Raw genomic sequence first — 16,046 nt, 5'->3', positions numbered from 1 at the left:
CTGAACGGGTGGGGCGGGTGGGACTCGAACCCACGGCCAAGGGATTATGAGTCCCCTGCTCTAACCAGCTGAGCTACCGCCCCCGTGCCGTCCGCTGCCGGACAGCCTGACGCAGCATAACCGGTCAGGCACGACCAACGCTTGGGGGGATCCTCACGAGCGTTGTCTCATCCTGCCCGAAAGTGTTCGCATCCCATCGCTCGATCGGGTCGAGGCCGCGTGCGCCGCATCGCACCGTCGGGTCCGGGCCGCCCTTGCCCGCCGGTCGTTTACGACGCGCCGCGCGCGGTCACTCGGGTGATCCCGGTCATCGTTGGAGTTCGTGCGAGGAGAGAACCACCATGCGCGCTGTCGCCGTGAACGAGTTCGGAGGCGACCCGAAGGTCGTCGACGTCTCGAAACCCACCCCCGCCAGGGGTGAGCTGTTGGTCGAGGTCGCGGCGGCGGCCGTCAACCCGTTCGACTGGAAGGTCGCGGACGGCATGCTCGCCGAGTCGATGAAGCACGCGTTCCCCCTCGTGCTCGGGGTGGACTTCGCGGGCACGGTCGTGGACGCGGGTTCGGACGCGGTCCGGTTCTCGGTCGGCGACAAGGTGTTCGGCTCGGCGCTGCGCGCGCCGGTCGGCGCGGTCGGCGCGTACGCCGAGTTCCTGACCGTGCCCTCGACCGGTCTGATCGCCTCCGCCGCCGATCTGGACCCGGCCCAGGCCGCCACGCTGCCCACCGCCGCGGGCACCGCGCTGGGCCTGCTGGAGGCCGGTGGCGTGCGCGCCGATCAGACCCTCCTGTTGGTCGGCGCGGCAGGCGGCGTCGGCACCTTCCTGACCCAGCTCGCGGCGGCGCGCGACGTCCGGGTGCTCGCGGTGACCCGGGGCGTCGGCGCGTCGAAGATGGGCGCGCTCGGCGCCGCCCAGACCTACGACGCGACCGGCGGGATCGTCGCGGACAAGGTGCGCTCGGACTATCCCGACGGCGTGGACGCGCTGGTCGACCTGGTCTCCGACGCGACCGACTTCGCCGCCTACGCCCGGCTGATCCGGGACGGTGGAGTGGCGCTGACCACCCAGTTCGTGGCCGACGCGCGGGAGTTGGCCGAGCGCGGGATCGAGGCGATCAACCACGACCAGAAGTCCACCGCGGAGTTGTACGACCGGCTCGCCGACGAACTTCGCGGACACCGGATCACCGTGCCGATCGAGGCCCGCCTGCCGCTGAGCGACGCTCCCACCGCCATCGCCCGCAGCCGCCTCGGCGGCGCCCGGGGCAAGACGGTGATCATCCCGTAGTCCCGGCGGGGCGCCTCCCGCCGACCTCGCCCGACCGCCGCCCGACCCGCGCCCGCGCGCCCGGGCGGCGGTCGGGAGCGCCGGCGCCGCGCCGTCCCGGCCGGCCCCGAGGGTCGGTGCCCGGGTCACGCCACCAGTGGCGCCAGTCGCGAACACAGCGTCGTCACGTGTGCGCGCGCCATCTCCTCGTCCATGCCGCTCAACGACGCGAAGAACCACACCGTCTCGATCGGCGTATCGGCCACGTACGCCCGGATCTCCCGGGCCGCGTCCTCGGGCGTCGCGTGCAGGAAGTGGCCCGGCGCGGCGGACAGTCCGCGCGCCCGCCACCGGTACGGGTCGATCGGACGCGGCGGTGCGGCGTCGGTGCCCTCGACCGCGTACCGGTGGTAGCCGTCCCACTGGTGCGCCAGGTGTCGGGAGACCACCGGCCAGTCCCGCTCGGGGTCCTCGGTGATCCATCCGTTCAGCAGCCCGGCCATCCGGGCGCCGGCCGGGTCGTGACCCGCCTCGCGCAGTCCATCCAGGTACGGGGCTGCCATCGCCGGATTCGCGGTCAGCAGCGATTCGCCCAGCAGCCCGGCCCGCCGCGCACCCTGCGGCCCCTGGTAGCCGAGCCAGATCCGCGGCCGGCGCTGGACCGGCCCCGGCGTGATCGTCCCGCTCTCCCACAGTCTGCGGATCTCGCGCGCGCTCGCGTCGGTGGCCGAGAACCGGGTCCCGATCAGGTCGGACCGGTCGAACAGGTCGTATTCGGGCTTCCGGTAACCGGTGCCGATGCCCAGTTCCAGCCGACCGCCGCTGACCAGGTCCACGATCGCCGCCTCCTCGGCCAGGTGCGCCGGGTGCCGCAGCGGCGCGATCGTGACGCCGGTGCCGATCCGGGCCCGCTTCGTGCGGGCGGCGATCGCGGCGGCCAGGGTGAGCGGCTGGCTGAGGTAGCCGTCGTCGAAGCCGTGATGCTCGGTGGTCCAGATCGAGTGCACTCCGAGCCGGTCCGCCTCCTCGCACAACTCCAGCGTGAACGCGTACAACCGGGACCAGTCCTGCCGCCACTCGACCGGGTTGCGCAGGTCCAGGTAGATGCCGACGTCGACCATGCGACCGCTCCCCACGGGTGGGTGCCGAACGCGCGGACCCGGGGCATCGTCCCGGCCGGGCATCTGACACGGTGATATCTGACTGACCGTCAGCTTACGGAGGCAGCATGTCGGACCCGATCACCACCCGGCTCGATCGCCTGGAGGCGCACGAGCAGATCCGCCAACTCGCCGCCCGCTACGCGCTCGCCCTGGACGGTCGGGACGTGCCGGCGCTGGCCGCGCTGTTCGTGGACGACGTGCGCACGGGTGACGGCGGGGTCGGCCGGGACGCCCTGGCCCGGTGGTTCGACCCGGTGCTGCGCCCGTACGGGATCACCTTTCACCTGATCGGGAACCACGTGATCGACCTGGTGGACCAGGACCACGCCACGGGCGTCGTGTACTGCCGCCCGGAGCACGAGGTGGGCGACCTGTGGGTGGTGATGCCGATGATCTACCGGGACCGCTACGAACGGCGGGACGGGCGGTGGTACTTCCGCAGCCGCAAGCCGAGCGTCTTCTACGCGGCCGACGTGCTGGAGCACCCGTTGGCCGTGCCCGACCGCTTCCACTTCCCGAACAACCCGATGATCACCGAGGCGGAGCTGCCCCAGGCGTGGGCGTCGTGGCGCGAGTTCTGGGCCCGCACCGGGAGCGAGTAGCCCGGCCGGGCAACGCGGAAGCGCCCACCAGGTGAACCTGGTGGGCGCTTCCGGTGGCTCCCGCAATTGGACTCGAACCAATAACCTGCCGGTTAACAGCCGGCTGCTCTGCCAATTGAGCTATGCGGGATTGCGTCGGACCGTTCGGCGGTCGCTGCGTGGAATACATTAGCGCATTCCGAGGGGTGGCCCGCACCAGGGTTTTTCCGGTAGGACCTCACAGGTTGCCTACGCACCGCGCCCGGGTAGGCGCTGACGTGCACGGGCGGGACACACGACCGCGGAGGACACCATGATCAACAAGCTCACCTTCGTCACCGGCCTCGCCATCGGCTACGTGCTGGGGGCGAAGGCCGGGCGTGAGCGGTACGAGCAGATCCGGAAATTGTCCGGCACGGTGGCGGGCAGCCCGCCCGCCCAGAAGGCCGGGCACGCGGCGGCCGAACTCGGCCGCGGGGCCGGCGTCAAGGCCGGTCGGGCGATCGGCGAGCACCTGCCCGAGCGGGTGGGTCGGCACCTGCCGGACCGGTTCGGCCGGCACGGCACGAACGGCACGTCGGTGACGCCGCCGCGCTACGGACAGGGGCTGTAGTACCCGTAGGCGCCCGATGCGGGCAAGCACCCGCGTCGCCGCAGTACCCGCGGCACCCGCGACGGCCGGTGGCATCGGTCGGGCGGGGCCGCGGATCGGGCCTGTCCGGCGCCGGCCGACCATCCGTCGGTCGGCGCCCCGGCCGATCACCCCCTGCGGTGGCGCCCACCCGCGTCCGCACCCTCGCGCGGCGGCGCCACCGCGCCCGGGTGCAGCCGATCACGCACCTCGCGATACTGCGCCCGGACCGCGTCGCCGAGCGCCAGTTCCTCCTCGCCCGGTTCCGGGAACACACCCACCCCCGAGGGCCACGCCGGGAGCACGCCGAACAGCGCCCACGCGGCCTGCCGGGCCGCGCCCTGGGCCACGTAGCGCCCGGCGAGCGCCGCCGCGGGCACCGCCGTCGGCAACCCGAGCAGCGCCGGCGCGATCGTGGCCACCGCGGCCGAGCGCGCGCCCGGGCCGACCAGAATCACCCGATCCACCGCCACGTCCCGATCACGCAGCACGTCCAGCGCGTCCGAGATGCCGCACAACATGCCCTCCACCGACGCCCGGGCGAGCGACGCCGGCGTCATGCTCTCCCGGCGCAGCCCGGTCAGCGTGCCCGCCGCGTGCGGCAGGTCGGGGATCTGCTCGCCTTCGAGGTAGGGCAGCAGCACCAGTCCGGCGGCGCCCGGGGTGGACTCCAGCGCGACCCGGTCGAACTCCTCGGCGTCCAGTCCCAGCATCGACGCGGTGCCGCGCAGCACCCGGGCCGCGTTGAGGGTGCGCACCAGTGGCAGGTATCGCCCGGTGGCGTCCGCGTAGGAAGCGACCACCCCGGTCGGGTCGGCCACCGACACCGGGTGCGGTGCGAAGGCGGTGCCGGTGGTGCCGATCGCCACCACCACGTCGCCGTCGGACAGCCCCGCGCCCAGCGCCAGGGCCGCCTCGGCGCCGGTGCCGGCGGAGACCAGCACGCCTTCGGGGGTGCGCCCGGCGGCGCCGCCCGGCGGCAGCACGAGCGGCGTGCGCGGGACCCGGCCGATGGCCAGGTGCAACAGGTCCTCACGCCACTCGCCGGTGGTGGCGTAGTAGCCGGTCGTCGAGGCGTCCGCGCGGTCGGTGACCGGCTCCGGCGGGCAGCCGAGCAGTTGCCAGGTGACCCAGTCGTGCGGGAGCAGGACGGAGGCGATCCGGGTGACCGCGTCGGGTTCGAACCGGGCGAATCGCCGCAGTTGGGCGATTGCCGACGACGAACCGGGCACCGATCCGGTCGCGACCGTCCACGCCCCCGGCCCGCCCAGCGCGTCCACGAGGTCCGCGGCGGCCCCGGAGGCCCCGAGGTCGTCCCCGGGCAGCGGATGCCCGAGTACCACGCCCTGCGCGTCCAGCGGGACGGCGCCGTGGTTCTGGGCGGCCACCCCGATCGCCGCCACGCCGTCGAGGAGGCCGCCCGCCGCGGCCTCGCCGAAGGCCCGCAGCCACGCGCCGGGCGTGGTCGCGGCGCCCTCGGCGTACGCGGCGCGCCCCTGGCGCAGGGGCGTACCGCTCGCGGCGTCGCAGACGAGGATGCGCAACTGGCGCGCTGAGCAGTGCACCCCGGCGACGAGGGTGGGTGTCGGGCTTGTCGGCATGGGCGAATTCTGACAGCAGACGAACCTCGGAACAGTAGGGATCAGTCGAGATAGCCTCGCAGTTGCTCCGAGTACGACCGTTCGCGAAGTCGGGACAGTGTGCGCGACTCGATCTGGCGTATTCGCTCACGGGTCACCCCGAAGACCCGGCCGATCTCCTCCAGGGTGTGCGGTTCGCCGTCGGCGAGCCCGTAGCGCAGTTGCACCACCTGGCGTTCCCGGTCGCCCAGGGTGGACAGCAGCGCCTCCAGGTGCTCGCGCAGCATCAGGTATGCCGCGGCCTCGGCCGGGGAGGTCGCGTCGGTGTCCTCGACGATGTCGCCCAGGAGCACCTCGTCCTCGCCGACGGGTGTGTGCAACGACACCGGCTCCTGGGCCAGCCGCAGGATCTCGGTGACCCGCTCGGCGGTCAGGTCGAGGACCTCGCCGACGTCCTCCGCGGTGGGCTCCTCGCCGCGCTCCTGCAACAGCCGGCGCTGCACCCGGATGACCCGGTTGATCAACTCGACCACGTGCACCGGGACCCGGATGGTCCGGGCCTGGTCGGCCAGCGCCCGGCTCATCGCCTGGCGAATCCACCAGGTCGCGTAGGTGGAGAACTTGTAGCCGCGGGTGTAGTCGAACTTCTCCACCGCCCGGATCAGGCCCAGGTTGCCCTCCTGGACCAGGTCGAGCAGGCCCAGGCCGCGGCCGACATAGCGCTTGGCGATGGAGACCACCAGGCGCAGGTTGGCCTCGATCAGGCGGCGTTTGGCCCGCTCGCCGTCGCGGACCAGGGTGGCCAGCGCGTCGCGGGCGGCGGGGTCGGCGGGCGGGTCGTCGAGCAGGCGTTCCTCGGCGAACAGGCCGGCCTCGACCCGGCGTGCCAGATCGACCTCGTCCGCGGCGCTCAGCAACGGCACTCGGCCGATCTCGCGCAGGTACTGGCGCAGCAGGTCGGCGGACGAGCCGCCGGACTCGGCCGGCCGCGGAGTGTCGTCCGACTCGGCGTCGGTGTCCGCTCCCGCGGTCTGCTCGGCCGTGTGCGACACGGCGGCCGCGGTCGGTGCGGGTGCCGCGTCCGGCACGGGTGGCGCGGTTCCTGGGGTGGCGTGCTGGGTGAGGACGGTGGCCGGGCCCGGTTCAGGCTCATCCGTCCGATCCGTGTGGGCGGGGTCGCCGCCGGGCGTTTTCCCCCGTCTGGTGTGCCGATGCACCTTCCCCAGTCTGCTGTACGAGGGGGCCTGTAGCCGAGAGCCAGGCGCGGAAATCTCGCCCGGCGCACGGGCGATCGCGGCGATCGACGTGGCGTGCCGGCCCCGCCGGGGCGGTTTCGGGCCGGCGGGCGGGCGAATCAGCCGCCGGGGGCGTACAGCGCCTCGGCGCCTCGGTCGACCAGCGCGCGCTTGTACGTCTCCAGCGTGGTCAGTTCCTGCCAGACCAGCGCGTACGCGTCGGCGTCGCGGACCGGATCGATGCGCAGCAGGCGGGACTTGGCGTCCGCGATCCGGCGTTCGGCGGAGAACACCCGCAGTCGGACCAGGTTGCCGTCGGCGTAGGCGCGGTCCGGTTCGGCGGTGCGGTGCAGGCTCTCCACCGCCAACTCGGTGACCATGTGCCGGATGGTGTCGTCGGGTGCGGCGGCGCGCACCTCGGCGACCCAGTTCGGGGTCGGCGCGAGGTCGCAGGAGACGCCGCCGGCGGCCGCGATCGCGGCCCGGACGGCCGCGTACGACGGGGCGGTGAACTCGTCGGCCTCGTAGTGGTCGAACGCCGGGGCCACCAGCTCGGGAGCCTGTAGCGCGAGCTTGAGCACCTCGCGCTGCACGGCCTGACACATGTCTCGCGGGTCCGGCCGGAAGCCGGCGGGTCGTTGCGGGGTCTGGGCCGGTCGGCCGGACTGCGGGGGCGCCTGGCCCGGGCCCGTGCCGCGTTCGCCGCGCGCGGCGCGCTCGCGCTGCCACCGGTTGATCTGGGCGACCCGGCCGACCACGAACCGCTCGTCCAGGAAGCCGAGCATCGAGTCGAGCCGGACCGCGTAGGTGTGCCGCAGGGCCTGGTCCTTGATGCCCGCGATGACCGGCGCGGCGGCGTCCAGCGCGGCCACCCGGCCCTCGGCGGTGGACAGGTCGTGGCCCTCGATCCGGCTCTTGATGGCGAACTCGAAGAGTGGGACGCGCGCGTCGATCAGGCCGAGCACGGCCTCGTCGCCCTTCTCCAGGCGCAGGTCGCACGGATCCAGACCGCCCGGCTCGACCGCGACGAAGGTGCGGGTGACGAACTTCTGGTCCTCCTCGAACGCGCGCAGCGCGGCCTTTTGGCCCGCCGCGTCGCCGTCGAAGGTGAAGATCACCTCGCCGCGGAACTCGCCGGAGTCCATCAGCAGCCGGCGCAGCACCTTGATGTGCTCGTCGCCGAAGGACGTGCCGCATGTGGCGATCGCGGTTCCGGCGCCGGCGAGGTGGCAGGCCATCACGTCGGTGTAGCCCTCGACGATGACCGCCCGGCCGGACTTGGCGATCTCCTTCTTGGCCAGGTCGAGTCCGTAGAGCACCTGGGACTTCTTGTAGATCGGCGTCTCGGGGGTGTTCAGGTATTTGGGACCGTTGTCGTCGTCGTAGAGCTTGCGCGCTCCGAAGCCGATCACGTCGCCGGTGATGTCGCGGATCGGCCAGATCAGCCGGCCCCGGAAGCGGTCCATCGGACCGTTGCGACCCTCGCTGGCCAGGCCACCCTCCAGCATCTCCTGCGGGGTGAAGCCCTTGCCGCGCAGGAATCGCACCAGGTTCTCCCAGCCCTTGGGCGCGTACCCGAGCGAGAAGTGTTCGGCGGCGTCCTGTTCGAAGCCGCGGTCGGCGAGGAAGCGGCGGGCGGTCTCCGCCTCGGGGCCGGCGAGTTGGTCGGCGAACCAGCGCGCGGCGATCTTGTGCGCCTCGACCAGGCGGGTGCGCCGGCCCTGCTGACGGCCGGGGGTGTAGCCCCCCTCCTCGTAGCGAAGCTCGATGCCGTACTGCTGCGCGAGTCGCTCCACGGTCTCCGAGAACGTGGTGTGGTCCAGGCGCATGACGAAGTCGAGCACGTCGCCGCCCTCGCCGCAGCCGAAGCAGTACCAGAGGTTCTTCGCCGGGCTGACCTGGAAGGACGGGGACTTCTCGTCGTGGAAGGGGCACAGCCCCTTGAAGTTTCCTCCGCCCGCGTTGCGGAGTTGCAGGTGTTGTTCGGCGATCTCCGCGATGCGTGCCGTCTCGCGGACCCGCCTGACGTCTTCCTCACGGATACGGCCGGCCACGATCGTCGAGTCTACGGGTCGACCGGACGGGCGTGGGCGGCGACCGGCGCGGTCACCGCGCGCTCAGCGCCGCGTGCAGGGTGATCGCGGCGCGGTCGGTGAGCGAGGCCACCTGGTCGATCACCACGCGCAGCCGGGCCGCGTCGTCTACGGCCTCGACCCAGTCCTCGCGCAGCGACGCGTCCAGGCTCTCCGGCGCGTCGGCGGACAGCAGTTCGACCAGTTCGGTGAGCACCGCGCGCTGTCGTTCGCGCAGCCGCTCGGCACCCTCGCGGGCCATCACGTAGCGCGCGGTGACCGCCTTGAGCACCGCGCATTCGAGCCGGATCGCGCGCGGGACGATCAGGTCGGCGGCGTAGCGGGTGACCGGCTCGGTGCCGTACAACTCGCGCGTGGCGTGCTCGGCGGCCAGGCAGAAGCGGCCGATCAGGCCGCTGGTGGCGTTCTTGAGCCGGGCCTGGGCTCGGCGCGAGCCGTCGTAGCCCGCCGGCCAGAAGTCGAGCGCGAGCAGCCGGTCCAGCGCCTCGCCGAGTTCGTCGGCCTCGCAGTCGGGGCGGTAGCGGCGCACGGTGAGGTCGAGCAACTCGCGCCGCTCGCCCGGGTCGCGCAGCCGGACCAGGTCCAGTCGATGCGACTGGACCGCGTCCTCGAGGTCGTGCACCGAGTAGGCGACATCGTCCGACCAGTCCATCACCTGGGCCTCCAGGCAGCGGCGGCTCGGGTCGGCGTTCCCGCGCACCCAGTCGAACACGGCGCGGTCGTCGTCGTAGGCGCCGTAGGAGTGGGTGTCCGAGCGGCGCGGCCACGGGTACTTGAGCACCGCGTCCAGTCCGGCGCGGGTCAGGTTCAGGCCCACGCTGCGGCCGTCGGGGCCGAACGTCTTGGGTTCCAGCCGGGTGAGCAGGCGCAGGCTCTGCGCGTTGCCCTCGAAGCCGCCGCAACTCTTGGCCGCCTCGTCCAGGGCGCGCTCGCCGTTGTGCCCGAACGGCGGGTGGCCCAGGTCGTGCGCCAGGCACGCGGTCTCCACCAGGTCGGGATCGCAGCCCAGCGCCTGGCCCAGCTCACGGCCGATCTGGGCGCATTCGAGCGAGTGCGTCAGCCGGGTCCGCGGGCTGTCCTGGCCCGCGGCGGCGGTCTCGCCGGGGACCACCACCTGGGTCTTGCCCGCGAGCCGGCGCAGCGCGGCCGAGTGCAGCACCCGGGCCCGATCGCGTTCGAACGCGGTGCGCCCGGGCCGCTTGTTGGGCTCGGGGACCCATCGGGCCAGGTCCTCGGGTTCGTAGTGACCGCGGATCGATCGATCCGCGGTCACCGGTCGTCCCGCTCGAGATGCCGCCGTGCGTGCCGATTTGCTGTCCACTTGTCCACATTAAGGAATCGCACCGACATCCGACGACGGCCGGACCGCGAACAACGCGCGAAACCTTCATCGCGCGTCGGACAACTTGCCGCGCAGTTGCAGCACCGCCTTGGTGTGGATCTGGCAGGTGCGGCTCTCGGTGACCCCGAGCACCTGGCCGATCTGGGACAGGGTCAGGCCCTCGAAGTAGTAGAGCGTCACCACGGTCTTCTCCCGTTCCGGCAGCGCGTTGACCGCCCGGGCGAGCAAGTGCCGCATCTCGCGGCTCTCGGCCACCTCGACCGGGTCGTCGGCGGTGGTGTCCTCCAGCGTGTCCACCAGGCTGAGCCGGTCGCCGCCGTCCTGGCCGGTGTGCAGGAGTTCGTCCAGGGCCATCACGTTGATCAGCGAGAGCTGGCTGAAGATCGCGTGCAGGTCCTCCAGCGCGATGCCCATCTCGCGGGCGACCTCGACCTCCGAGGGCGTGCGGTTGAGCTTGGCCTCCAGGCCCGCGTAGGCCAGTTCGACCGCGCGGGCCTTCTGCCGCACGGACCGGGGAATCCAGTCCAGCGCGCGCAGTTCGTCGATGATCGCGCCTCGGATGCGGCTGATCGCGTAGGTCTCGAACTTGATCGCGCGGTCGAGGTCGAACTTCTCGATCGCGTCGATCAGGCCGAACATCCCGTACGAGACGAAGTCGGCCTGGTCCACGTTGGCCGGAAGTCCGACGCCGACCCGCCCGGCGACGTACTTCACGAGCGGCGAGTAATTCAGGATGAGGCGTTCCCGCAGGGTGGGATCCCCCGAGCGCTTGAAGTCGCTCCAGAGGTTCTCGAGCGCGCGGTTGGAAGCGCCACCGTCCTCGACGGTGACGGCCGGTCCGTCCTGGGAGCCGGCCGCGGTGGCGCTCTTACGCCCTGGGGTTTGCTTGGGCATGCGTGGCCTTGTGTCGTTCCACGGAGACGTGCGTGCAAATCTGGGTATTCGCGAGCGTAGCGTGACCTGGCGAGTGCCGAGCGCTACGAAGATCGGGTCCGGCCCCGATCGGCCGGCTCACGGCGGTGCGGCCGAGCTCGCGCGGATCGTGGTGCGCGGTCTCGGGCGGGGTCGCGGGAGCGGCTGCCCGGCGCCTTCGCGGCTTCGGGCGGGGCGCACGCGGCCCGGGGGCGATCCGCCGGGCGGCGGGCCCCGCGATCGAGCCCGCGTGCCGCCGCCCACCGGCGGTGATCCACCGCCCGAGGGCGCGCGCGAGGCGCCGGTCCCGGGGCAGCGCGCGTGCCCGCCCGCGTGTGCCGGGCGGGTGCGCCATGGCGCACCCGGGGCCGGCGCCGAACGCGCCGGCCCGGACGGGCGCACCCGCCGCGCCGTGGCGCTGTCCGGGAGCCGGCGAATCCGCGAGGTCGTGGGCCGGTACGGGCGTGTCGTCGCACGCCGGGCCGGTACCGGTCGGGTACGCGCGTTCGAGCCGGCCGGTTGTGGCGGCGTGCCGGGCGCGCGGCCGGCGGGCGAGCCGGTGGGCCGGATCACGCTCCGTCCTTCGGGCGGGTCCGACCGGCGGCGGGGCGATCCGGTCGGGGCCGCTCTCCTCGGCCGCGCTCTCGTCGGTCACGGGGTATGGCACCTCCTCGATTGGGCCTCCCCTCACGGTGATGATCACTGCCGCCCCAGGTCAAGCACCGCCACGGCGACGCCACCCCTTCGAGGTGCGATCGACCAGTTCCCGGCCCGCCAGGACGTCGAGGTGGCGGCGGGTGGCGGCGGGCGCGACGCCGGCCTCGCGGGCGATCAGCGCCGTGGACAGCGTGTCGTGGGTCGGCACCGTCTCCAGGATCCGACGCGTCTCGGGCGCCAGGTCGTCCCCCGGCCGGGCCGGACCGGCCAACACCGGTGCGAGGTCGTCGCCGATCAGCCCCACCTCCTCGATCACCTCGGCCGCCCGGGTCACCAGCACCGATCCCGGCTCGCGCAGCAGCGCGTGCACCCCGGCCGAACTCGGCGAGCCGATCGGCCCCGGCACGCCCATCACCCGGCGCCCCAGCCGCGCCGCCCGACGCGCGCTGATCAGCGCACCGCTGCGCAGCGCCGCCTCGACCACCACGGTGCCCCTGGTCAGCGCGGCGATCACCCGGTTGCGCTCGACGAAGCGGTACCGGGTCGGGTGCGCGCCCGGCGGCAGCTCGGTGACCAGCGTGCCCTCCTCGGCGATCCGCGCGAGCAGCCGCTCGTGGCCGCGCGGATAGTTCACGTCGATCCCGCACGCGAGCACCGCGACGGTACGCCCGGCCACCACCAGCGCGCCCCGGTGCGCGGCGGCGTCCACGCCGTAGGCGCCGCCGGAGACCACCGTCCAGCCCGCCTCGGCCAGGTCGGCGGCCAGGGTCGCGGCCACGTGCGCGCCGTAGTCGGTGCACGCCCGCGCGCCCACGACCGCCACCGAGCGCAGCGCGGCGAGCCGCAGCGGTGCCGCGCCGCGGACCCACAGGCCCAGCGGCCGGGCGTCCCCGAGGTCGTCGAGCTGGCTGGGCCAGCCCGGATCGCCCGGAGCCACGAAGGCGCCGCCGAGCCCGGCGATCCGGGCCAGGTCCGCCCGCGGGTCGTGGCCGCCCAGCCGGACCCGGTAGCCCGCCGGATCCCGCCGGGCCAGCTCCACCGGCAGCGGTCCGGGCCCGCACAGGTCGCGCAGCAGCCGTGCGGCGCCGTGCACGCGCACCGCGCGGCCGAACGCCGCGTCACCCGGCTCCACCAGGCGGGTCAACGCGGCCCGGGCCACCCGCTCGTCCTCGCCGTCCGCCACGTCCGCGCCGACCGGGACCGCCTGGGCTGCCTGGGCTGCCTGGGCTGCCTCGGCTCGGGCCGCCCGGACCGCCGGGTCCGCGTCGCCCCACGGCAGCGGGTCCGGCCCGGTCACCGGGCGGGCCCGTCGTCGCCGGCCGAGTCGCCCCGGACGATCCCGGTCCGCAGCTCCAGCGCCGCGTCCACGTCGTCCCGGCCCGGCCGCTCGTGCCCGCGCAGGTCGGCGACGGTCCAGGCGACCCGCAGGACCCGATCCAGGCCCCGGGCGGTGAGCAGGCCGCGCTCCATGTCCCGGGCGGCCCGGTCCAGCGCGTCCGGCTCGATGCTCCAGCGGGTGCGCAGCTCGCGTCCGGGCACCTCGGCGTTGACCGCCCACCCGGTCCCGGCCAGCCGCCGCGCGGCCCGCTCCCGGGCCGCGAGCACCCGCGCGGCCACCACCTCGGACCGCTCCCCCGTCCCCTCCGGCGCGAACAGCTCGGCCCGGGAGACCGCGTCCACGGTCACCCGTACGTCGATCCGGTCCATCAGCGGCCCGGACAGCCGGGACAGGTACTTGTGCCGCATCAGCACCGAGCACGTGCAGTCCAGGCCGCGCCCGGAGAACCGCCCGCACGGGCACGGGTTGGCGGCCATCACCAGCAGGAACCGCGCCGGGAAGCACAACATCCCGCCGCTGCGCGCCACGGTGACCGTGCCGGACTCCAGCGGCTGGCGCAGCGCGTCCAACACCCGCCCGCTGAACTCCGGGCTCTCGTCCAGAAAGAGCACGCCGCGATGGGCCAGGGACACCGCGCCCGGGCGCGGCAGGCCGTTGCCGCCGCCCACGATGGCGGGCATCGTGGCGCTGTGGTGCGGCGCGCAGAACGGCGGCACGGTCACCAGCGGCAGGTCCGGGCGCAGGGTGCCGGCGATCGAGTGCACCGCGCTGACCTCGAGCGAGGCCGGACCATCCAGCGCGGGCAGGATCCCGGGCAGCCGTTCGGCCAGCATCGTCTTGCCCGCTCCCGGGCTGCCGAGCAGGAACAGGTGGTGTCCGCCCGCCGCGCACACCTCCAGGGCCCGGCGGGCCCGGCCCTGTCCGGCGACGTCGGCCAGGTCGGCCGGCTGCGCACCGGCCGGCGCGGGACCGGCGGCCAGGGTGCCGACCACGGCCAACGGGTCCGGGCCAAGGCCGATGTCGGCCACCGCCCGCTCCTCGACCGGCACCGGCTCGCCCCGCAGCAGCGCGAGCAGGTGCCGCAGCGAGGTCACCCCGCACACGGTGATCCCGGGCACCAATTCGGCCTCGCAGGCCACCACGGCGGGCACCACGACCCGCCCGCAGCCGGCCGCGGCGGCGGCCATCACCGCCGGCAGCACCCCGCGCACCGGCCGCAGGCGCCCGTCCAGGCCCAGTTCGCCGACCATCACCAGGTCCTCGATCGCGCGGGGGTCGAGCACGCCCGCCGCGGCCAGCACGGCGGCCGCGATCGGCAGGTCGAACCCGGAGCCGGTCTTGGGCACGGTCGCGGGCGACAGGCCCACCGTGAGCCGCCGCTGCGGCCACTCCTCACCGCTGTTGACGAGCGCGGCGCGGACCCGCTCCTTCGACTCCACCAGGGTCTTGTCGGGCAGGCCCACCAGCGTGAAGGTGGTCACCCCCGGCTCCAGGTCGGCCTGAACCTCCACCACCACGCCGTCCACACCGAGCAGGGTGACCGAGCGTGTGCGTGCGAAGCCCATGCTCAGCCCACCCCTCGGATGTGCTCGACCAGGGCCGCCCCGCGCTCGGCCGGGACCACCGCGACCAGGTCGATGCGCACCTCGCGCCCCGGCGGGCCGCCGAGCGGATGGGCGAGCAGCCAGCGCTCCGCGAGCACCCGCAGTCGCCGCGCCTTGACCGCGCCGACCGCCTCCAAGGGATGCTCGAAGCCGCCCGCGCGCCGGGTCTTGACCTCGCACACCACGAGCGTGGGCCCGTCCCGCGCGACGATGTCGATCTCGCCGTCACGACAGCGCCAGTTCCGGTCCAGGACGGCCATCCCGGCCTCGGCCAGAAACCGGGCGGCGACCCGTTCGCCGTACCGCCCCACGGCGGTGTTCCGCGACTGCCGGCCCGGCGCACCCCGGCTCCGCGCGCCCCGGCCATCCGCGCCCGGATCTCCCGCACTCGGGGTCCCGGCGTCCGGGTGTCCCGCACCCCGGGGCTGTTCGCCCCGGTCCTCGCCGCCGGCCGCATCGGTCCGCACAACGACCACCTCCGGCCCCGACGGTGCCGGAACCGGAGGTGGTCGAGAGTCGTTCCGCGTCCGCCTGTGCACAACTCGGCCGCTGTGGACGCCGCCCTCGCGGGTGTGCGGGTTCGCTCAGTTGCCGAACCCTTCGTTGCCCGCGGGCATCTCGAACTCGCTCTTGGTCAGTTCCTCGACGTTGACGTCCTTGAAGGTAAGGACGCGGACATTCTTCACGAATCGCGCAGGTCGATACATGTCCCACACCCACGCGTCCGCCATGGACAACTCGAAGAAGACCTCCCCGTCGGCCGACCTCACGTGCAGTTCGTACTGGTTGGTGAGGTAGAAGCGCCTTTCCGTCTCGATGACGTACTTGAAGAGACCCACGACGTCGCGGTACTCGCGGTAGAGCTGCAGCTCCATCTCGGTCTCGTACTTTTCGAGATCTTCCGCACTCATGCGCGCCCCTCGCTCCTGCGCTTCGCTGACGTCTCCCATTGTGTACCGGCGACCCACGTGGCCACCGGCGCACCATGGCACAACCGTCCGGGAGCAGCCGTTCGGCCCGGATCCGCAGATCCCGGCCGCCCGGCGCGGCTCAGCCGTTCCAGCGCTCGAACGGCTCGTCGATCAATTCGCCGGCCAGGAAGGCGGGCAACAACTCGGGCAGTCGTCCCGGATAAAACCGTGCCGGAGCCGCCGCGATCTCGGCCGGCGTCCACCACACCGCCTCCTGGTACTCGGCCAATTCGTCGGCCGTCCAGAGCGACCGATCCTCGCAGACCTTCGGCGTACGCTCGGCGATCCGCACCAGCACCACGAACTCGTGCTGCACCCGCCGATGCCCCGGTCGCACCCAGGTCACACTCCGCCGCCAGGTGGGCGGGCCCACATCCGCGGGCGCGATCCGCAGGCCGGTCTCCTCCAGGATCTCCCGGACCGCCGCGTCCACGTAGCTCTCGCCGGGGTCCAGGCCGCCGCCCGGCAGGTCGTACCAGTGCTGCGGATCGGATTCGGGGACGTGGGTGCGAAAGAGCAGCACCCGATCGTCGGGGTCGAGCAGCACCACACGCACGGCGCGGCGTTCCAGGTCGGGAGCCAGGTCGGCGGGGTAGTCCGGAACCGGCTCGGGCACATCTCCGGGCCATGACACGGGTTGAGTCGTCATCCACGGATTGTGCCCCGAACGCGT

General features: G+C 73.6%; 14 protein-coding genes and 2 tRNA genes. 3 read left to right on the top strand and 13 right to left on the bottom strand.

Annotated features, from left to right (window positions below; translation table 11 throughout):
• Positions 1–9: 9 nt before the first annotated feature.
• Positions 10–83, bottom strand: a tRNA-Ile gene (locus tag ACIBSV_RS41785).
• A 258-nt stretch (positions 84–341) separates the two neighbouring features.
• On the opposite strand from ACIBSV_RS41785, the gene ACIBSV_RS41780 reads away from it, so the two are divergent.
• Complete coding sequence (locus tag ACIBSV_RS41780; RefSeq protein WP_395872713.1) at positions 342–1,286, top strand: NADP-dependent oxidoreductase; 945 nt, start codon at positions 342–344, stop codon at positions 1,284–1,286.
• Between the two features lie 125 nt (positions 1,287–1,411).
• On the opposite strand, the gene ACIBSV_RS41775 is transcribed toward ACIBSV_RS41780, so the two are convergent.
• Positions 1,412–2,386, bottom strand: coding sequence for an LLM class flavin-dependent oxidoreductase (locus ACIBSV_RS41775; protein ID WP_395872711.1), 975 nt, complete (start codon positions 2,384–2,386; stop codon positions 1,412–1,414).
• Between the two features lie 107 nt (positions 2,387–2,493).
• Here ACIBSV_RS41775 and ACIBSV_RS41770 point away from each other — a divergent pair, with 107 nt between their 5' ends.
• Positions 2,494–3,030, top strand: a complete 537-nt coding sequence (locus ACIBSV_RS41770; RefSeq protein WP_395872709.1) for a nuclear transport factor 2 family protein — start codon at positions 2,494–2,496, stop codon at positions 3,028–3,030.
• Between the two features lie 54 nt (positions 3,031–3,084).
• Here the strand turns inward: ACIBSV_RS41770 and ACIBSV_RS41765 are convergent.
• A tRNA-Asn gene (locus tag ACIBSV_RS41765) sits at positions 3,085–3,160 on the bottom strand.
• A 162-nt stretch (positions 3,161–3,322) separates the two neighbouring features.
• Here ACIBSV_RS41765 and ACIBSV_RS41760 point away from each other — a divergent pair.
• Positions 3,323–3,622: a YtxH domain-containing protein gene (locus ACIBSV_RS41760; RefSeq protein ID WP_395872707.1), complete on the top strand. Its 300-nt coding sequence runs from the start codon at positions 3,323–3,325 to the stop codon at positions 3,620–3,622.
• Positions 3,623–3,768: 146 nt separating this feature from the next.
• Here ACIBSV_RS41760 and ACIBSV_RS41755 read toward each other — a convergent pair whose 3' ends face one another.
• The 10 genes from ACIBSV_RS41755 to ACIBSV_RS41710 all read right to left on the bottom strand — a co-directional run bounded on the left by ACIBSV_RS41755 (position 3,769) and on the right by ACIBSV_RS41710 (position 16,022).
• The gene (locus tag ACIBSV_RS41755) at positions 3,769–5,241 is read right to left on the bottom strand and encodes an FGGY-family carbohydrate kinase (protein ID WP_395872705.1); all 1,473 of its coding nucleotides are present in this window, start codon (positions 5,239–5,241) and stop codon (positions 3,769–3,771) included.
• Between the two features lie 41 nt (positions 5,242–5,282).
• Positions 5,283–6,437 carry an RNA polymerase sigma factor gene (locus tag ACIBSV_RS41750; protein ID WP_395872704.1) on the bottom strand — a complete coding sequence of 385 codons (1,155 nt, stop codon included), beginning with the start codon at positions 6,435–6,437 and terminating at the stop codon, positions 5,283–5,285.
• Between the two features lie 137 nt (positions 6,438–6,574).
• Complete coding sequence (dnaG, locus tag ACIBSV_RS41745; protein WP_395872702.1) at positions 6,575–8,509, bottom strand: DNA primase; 1,935 nt, start codon at positions 8,507–8,509, stop codon at positions 6,575–6,577.
• A gap of 52 nt (positions 8,510–8,561) precedes the next feature.
• On the bottom strand, positions 8,562–9,821 hold the full coding sequence (locus tag ACIBSV_RS41740) for a deoxyguanosinetriphosphate triphosphohydrolase (protein ID WP_395872700.1): 1,260 nt from the start codon (positions 9,819–9,821) through the stop codon (positions 8,562–8,564).
• Positions 9,822–9,935: 114 nt separating this feature from the next.
• The gene (gene whiG / locus ACIBSV_RS41735; protein WP_395872698.1) at positions 9,936–10,784 is read right to left on the bottom strand and encodes an RNA polymerase sigma factor WhiG; all 849 of its coding nucleotides are present in this window, start codon (positions 10,782–10,784) and stop codon (positions 9,936–9,938) included.
• 733 nt (positions 10,785–11,517) lie between these two features.
• The gene (gene dprA, locus ACIBSV_RS41730) at positions 11,518–12,756 is read right to left on the bottom strand and encodes a DNA-processing protein DprA (RefSeq protein ID WP_395872696.1); all 1,239 of its coding nucleotides are present in this window, start codon (positions 12,754–12,756) and stop codon (positions 11,518–11,520) included.
• Complete coding sequence (locus tag ACIBSV_RS41725; protein ID WP_395872695.1) at positions 12,753–14,363, bottom strand: YifB family Mg chelatase-like AAA ATPase; 1,611 nt, start codon at positions 14,361–14,363, stop codon at positions 12,753–12,755. Before ACIBSV_RS41725 ends, dprA begins: the two co-directional genes overlap by 4 nt.
• A 2-nt stretch (positions 14,364–14,365) precedes the next feature.
• Positions 14,366–14,869: a YraN family protein gene (locus tag ACIBSV_RS41720; RefSeq protein ID WP_395872693.1), complete on the bottom strand. Its 504-nt coding sequence runs from the start codon at positions 14,867–14,869 to the stop codon at positions 14,366–14,368.
• A gap of 117 nt (positions 14,870–14,986) precedes the next feature.
• A complete protein-coding gene (locus ACIBSV_RS41715) occupies positions 14,987–15,313 on the bottom strand; it encodes a DUF2469 domain-containing protein (protein WP_395872691.1) in 327 nt (108 codons plus the stop codon).
• Between the two features lie 139 nt (positions 15,314–15,452).
• On the bottom strand, positions 15,453–16,022 hold the full coding sequence (locus tag ACIBSV_RS41710) for an NUDIX hydrolase (protein ID WP_395872690.1): 570 nt from the start codon (positions 16,020–16,022) through the stop codon (positions 15,453–15,455).
• Positions 16,023–16,046: the final 24 nt, after the last annotated feature.

Source organism: Embleya sp. NPDC050154, assembly GCF_044460165.1.
Taxonomy (GTDB): Bacteria; Actinomycetota; Actinomycetes; order Streptomycetales; family Streptomycetaceae; genus Embleya.
This window is presented reverse-complemented; position numbering and strand designations above follow the sequence as displayed.

Bases quoted from the DNA above. Each gene is read 5' to 3' on its own strand.
- ACIBSV_RS41780 (WP_395872713.1), top strand. From the start codon at position 342: ATGCGCGCTGTCGCCGTGAACGAGTTCGGAGGCGACCCGAAGGTCGTC.
- whiG (WP_395872698.1), bottom strand. From the start codon at position 10,784: ATGCCCAAGCAAACCCCAGGGCGTAAGAGCGCCACCGCGGCCGGCTCC.
- ACIBSV_RS41760 (WP_395872707.1), top strand. From the start codon at position 3,323: ATGATCAACAAGCTCACCTTCGTCACCGGCCTCGCCATCGGCTACGTG.
- ACIBSV_RS41770 (WP_395872709.1), top strand. From the start codon at position 2,494: ATGTCGGACCCGATCACCACCCGGCTCGATCGCCTGGAGGCGCACGAG.
- ACIBSV_RS41725 (WP_395872695.1), bottom strand. From the start codon at position 14,363: ATGGGCTTCGCACGCACACGCTCGGTCACCCTGCTCGGTGTGGACGGC.
- ACIBSV_RS41755 (WP_395872705.1), bottom strand. From the start codon at position 5,241: ATGCCGACAAGCCCGACACCCACCCTCGTCGCCGGGGTGCACTGCTCA.
- ACIBSV_RS41715 (WP_395872691.1), bottom strand. From the start codon at position 15,313: ATGAGTGCGGAAGATCTCGAAAAGTACGAGACCGAGATGGAGCTGCAG.
- ACIBSV_RS41775 (WP_395872711.1), bottom strand. From the start codon at position 2,386: ATGGTCGACGTCGGCATCTACCTGGACCTGCGCAACCCGGTCGAGTGG.
- ACIBSV_RS41710 (WP_395872690.1), bottom strand. From the start codon at position 16,022: ATGACGACTCAACCCGTGTCATGGCCCGGAGATGTGCCCGAGCCGGTT.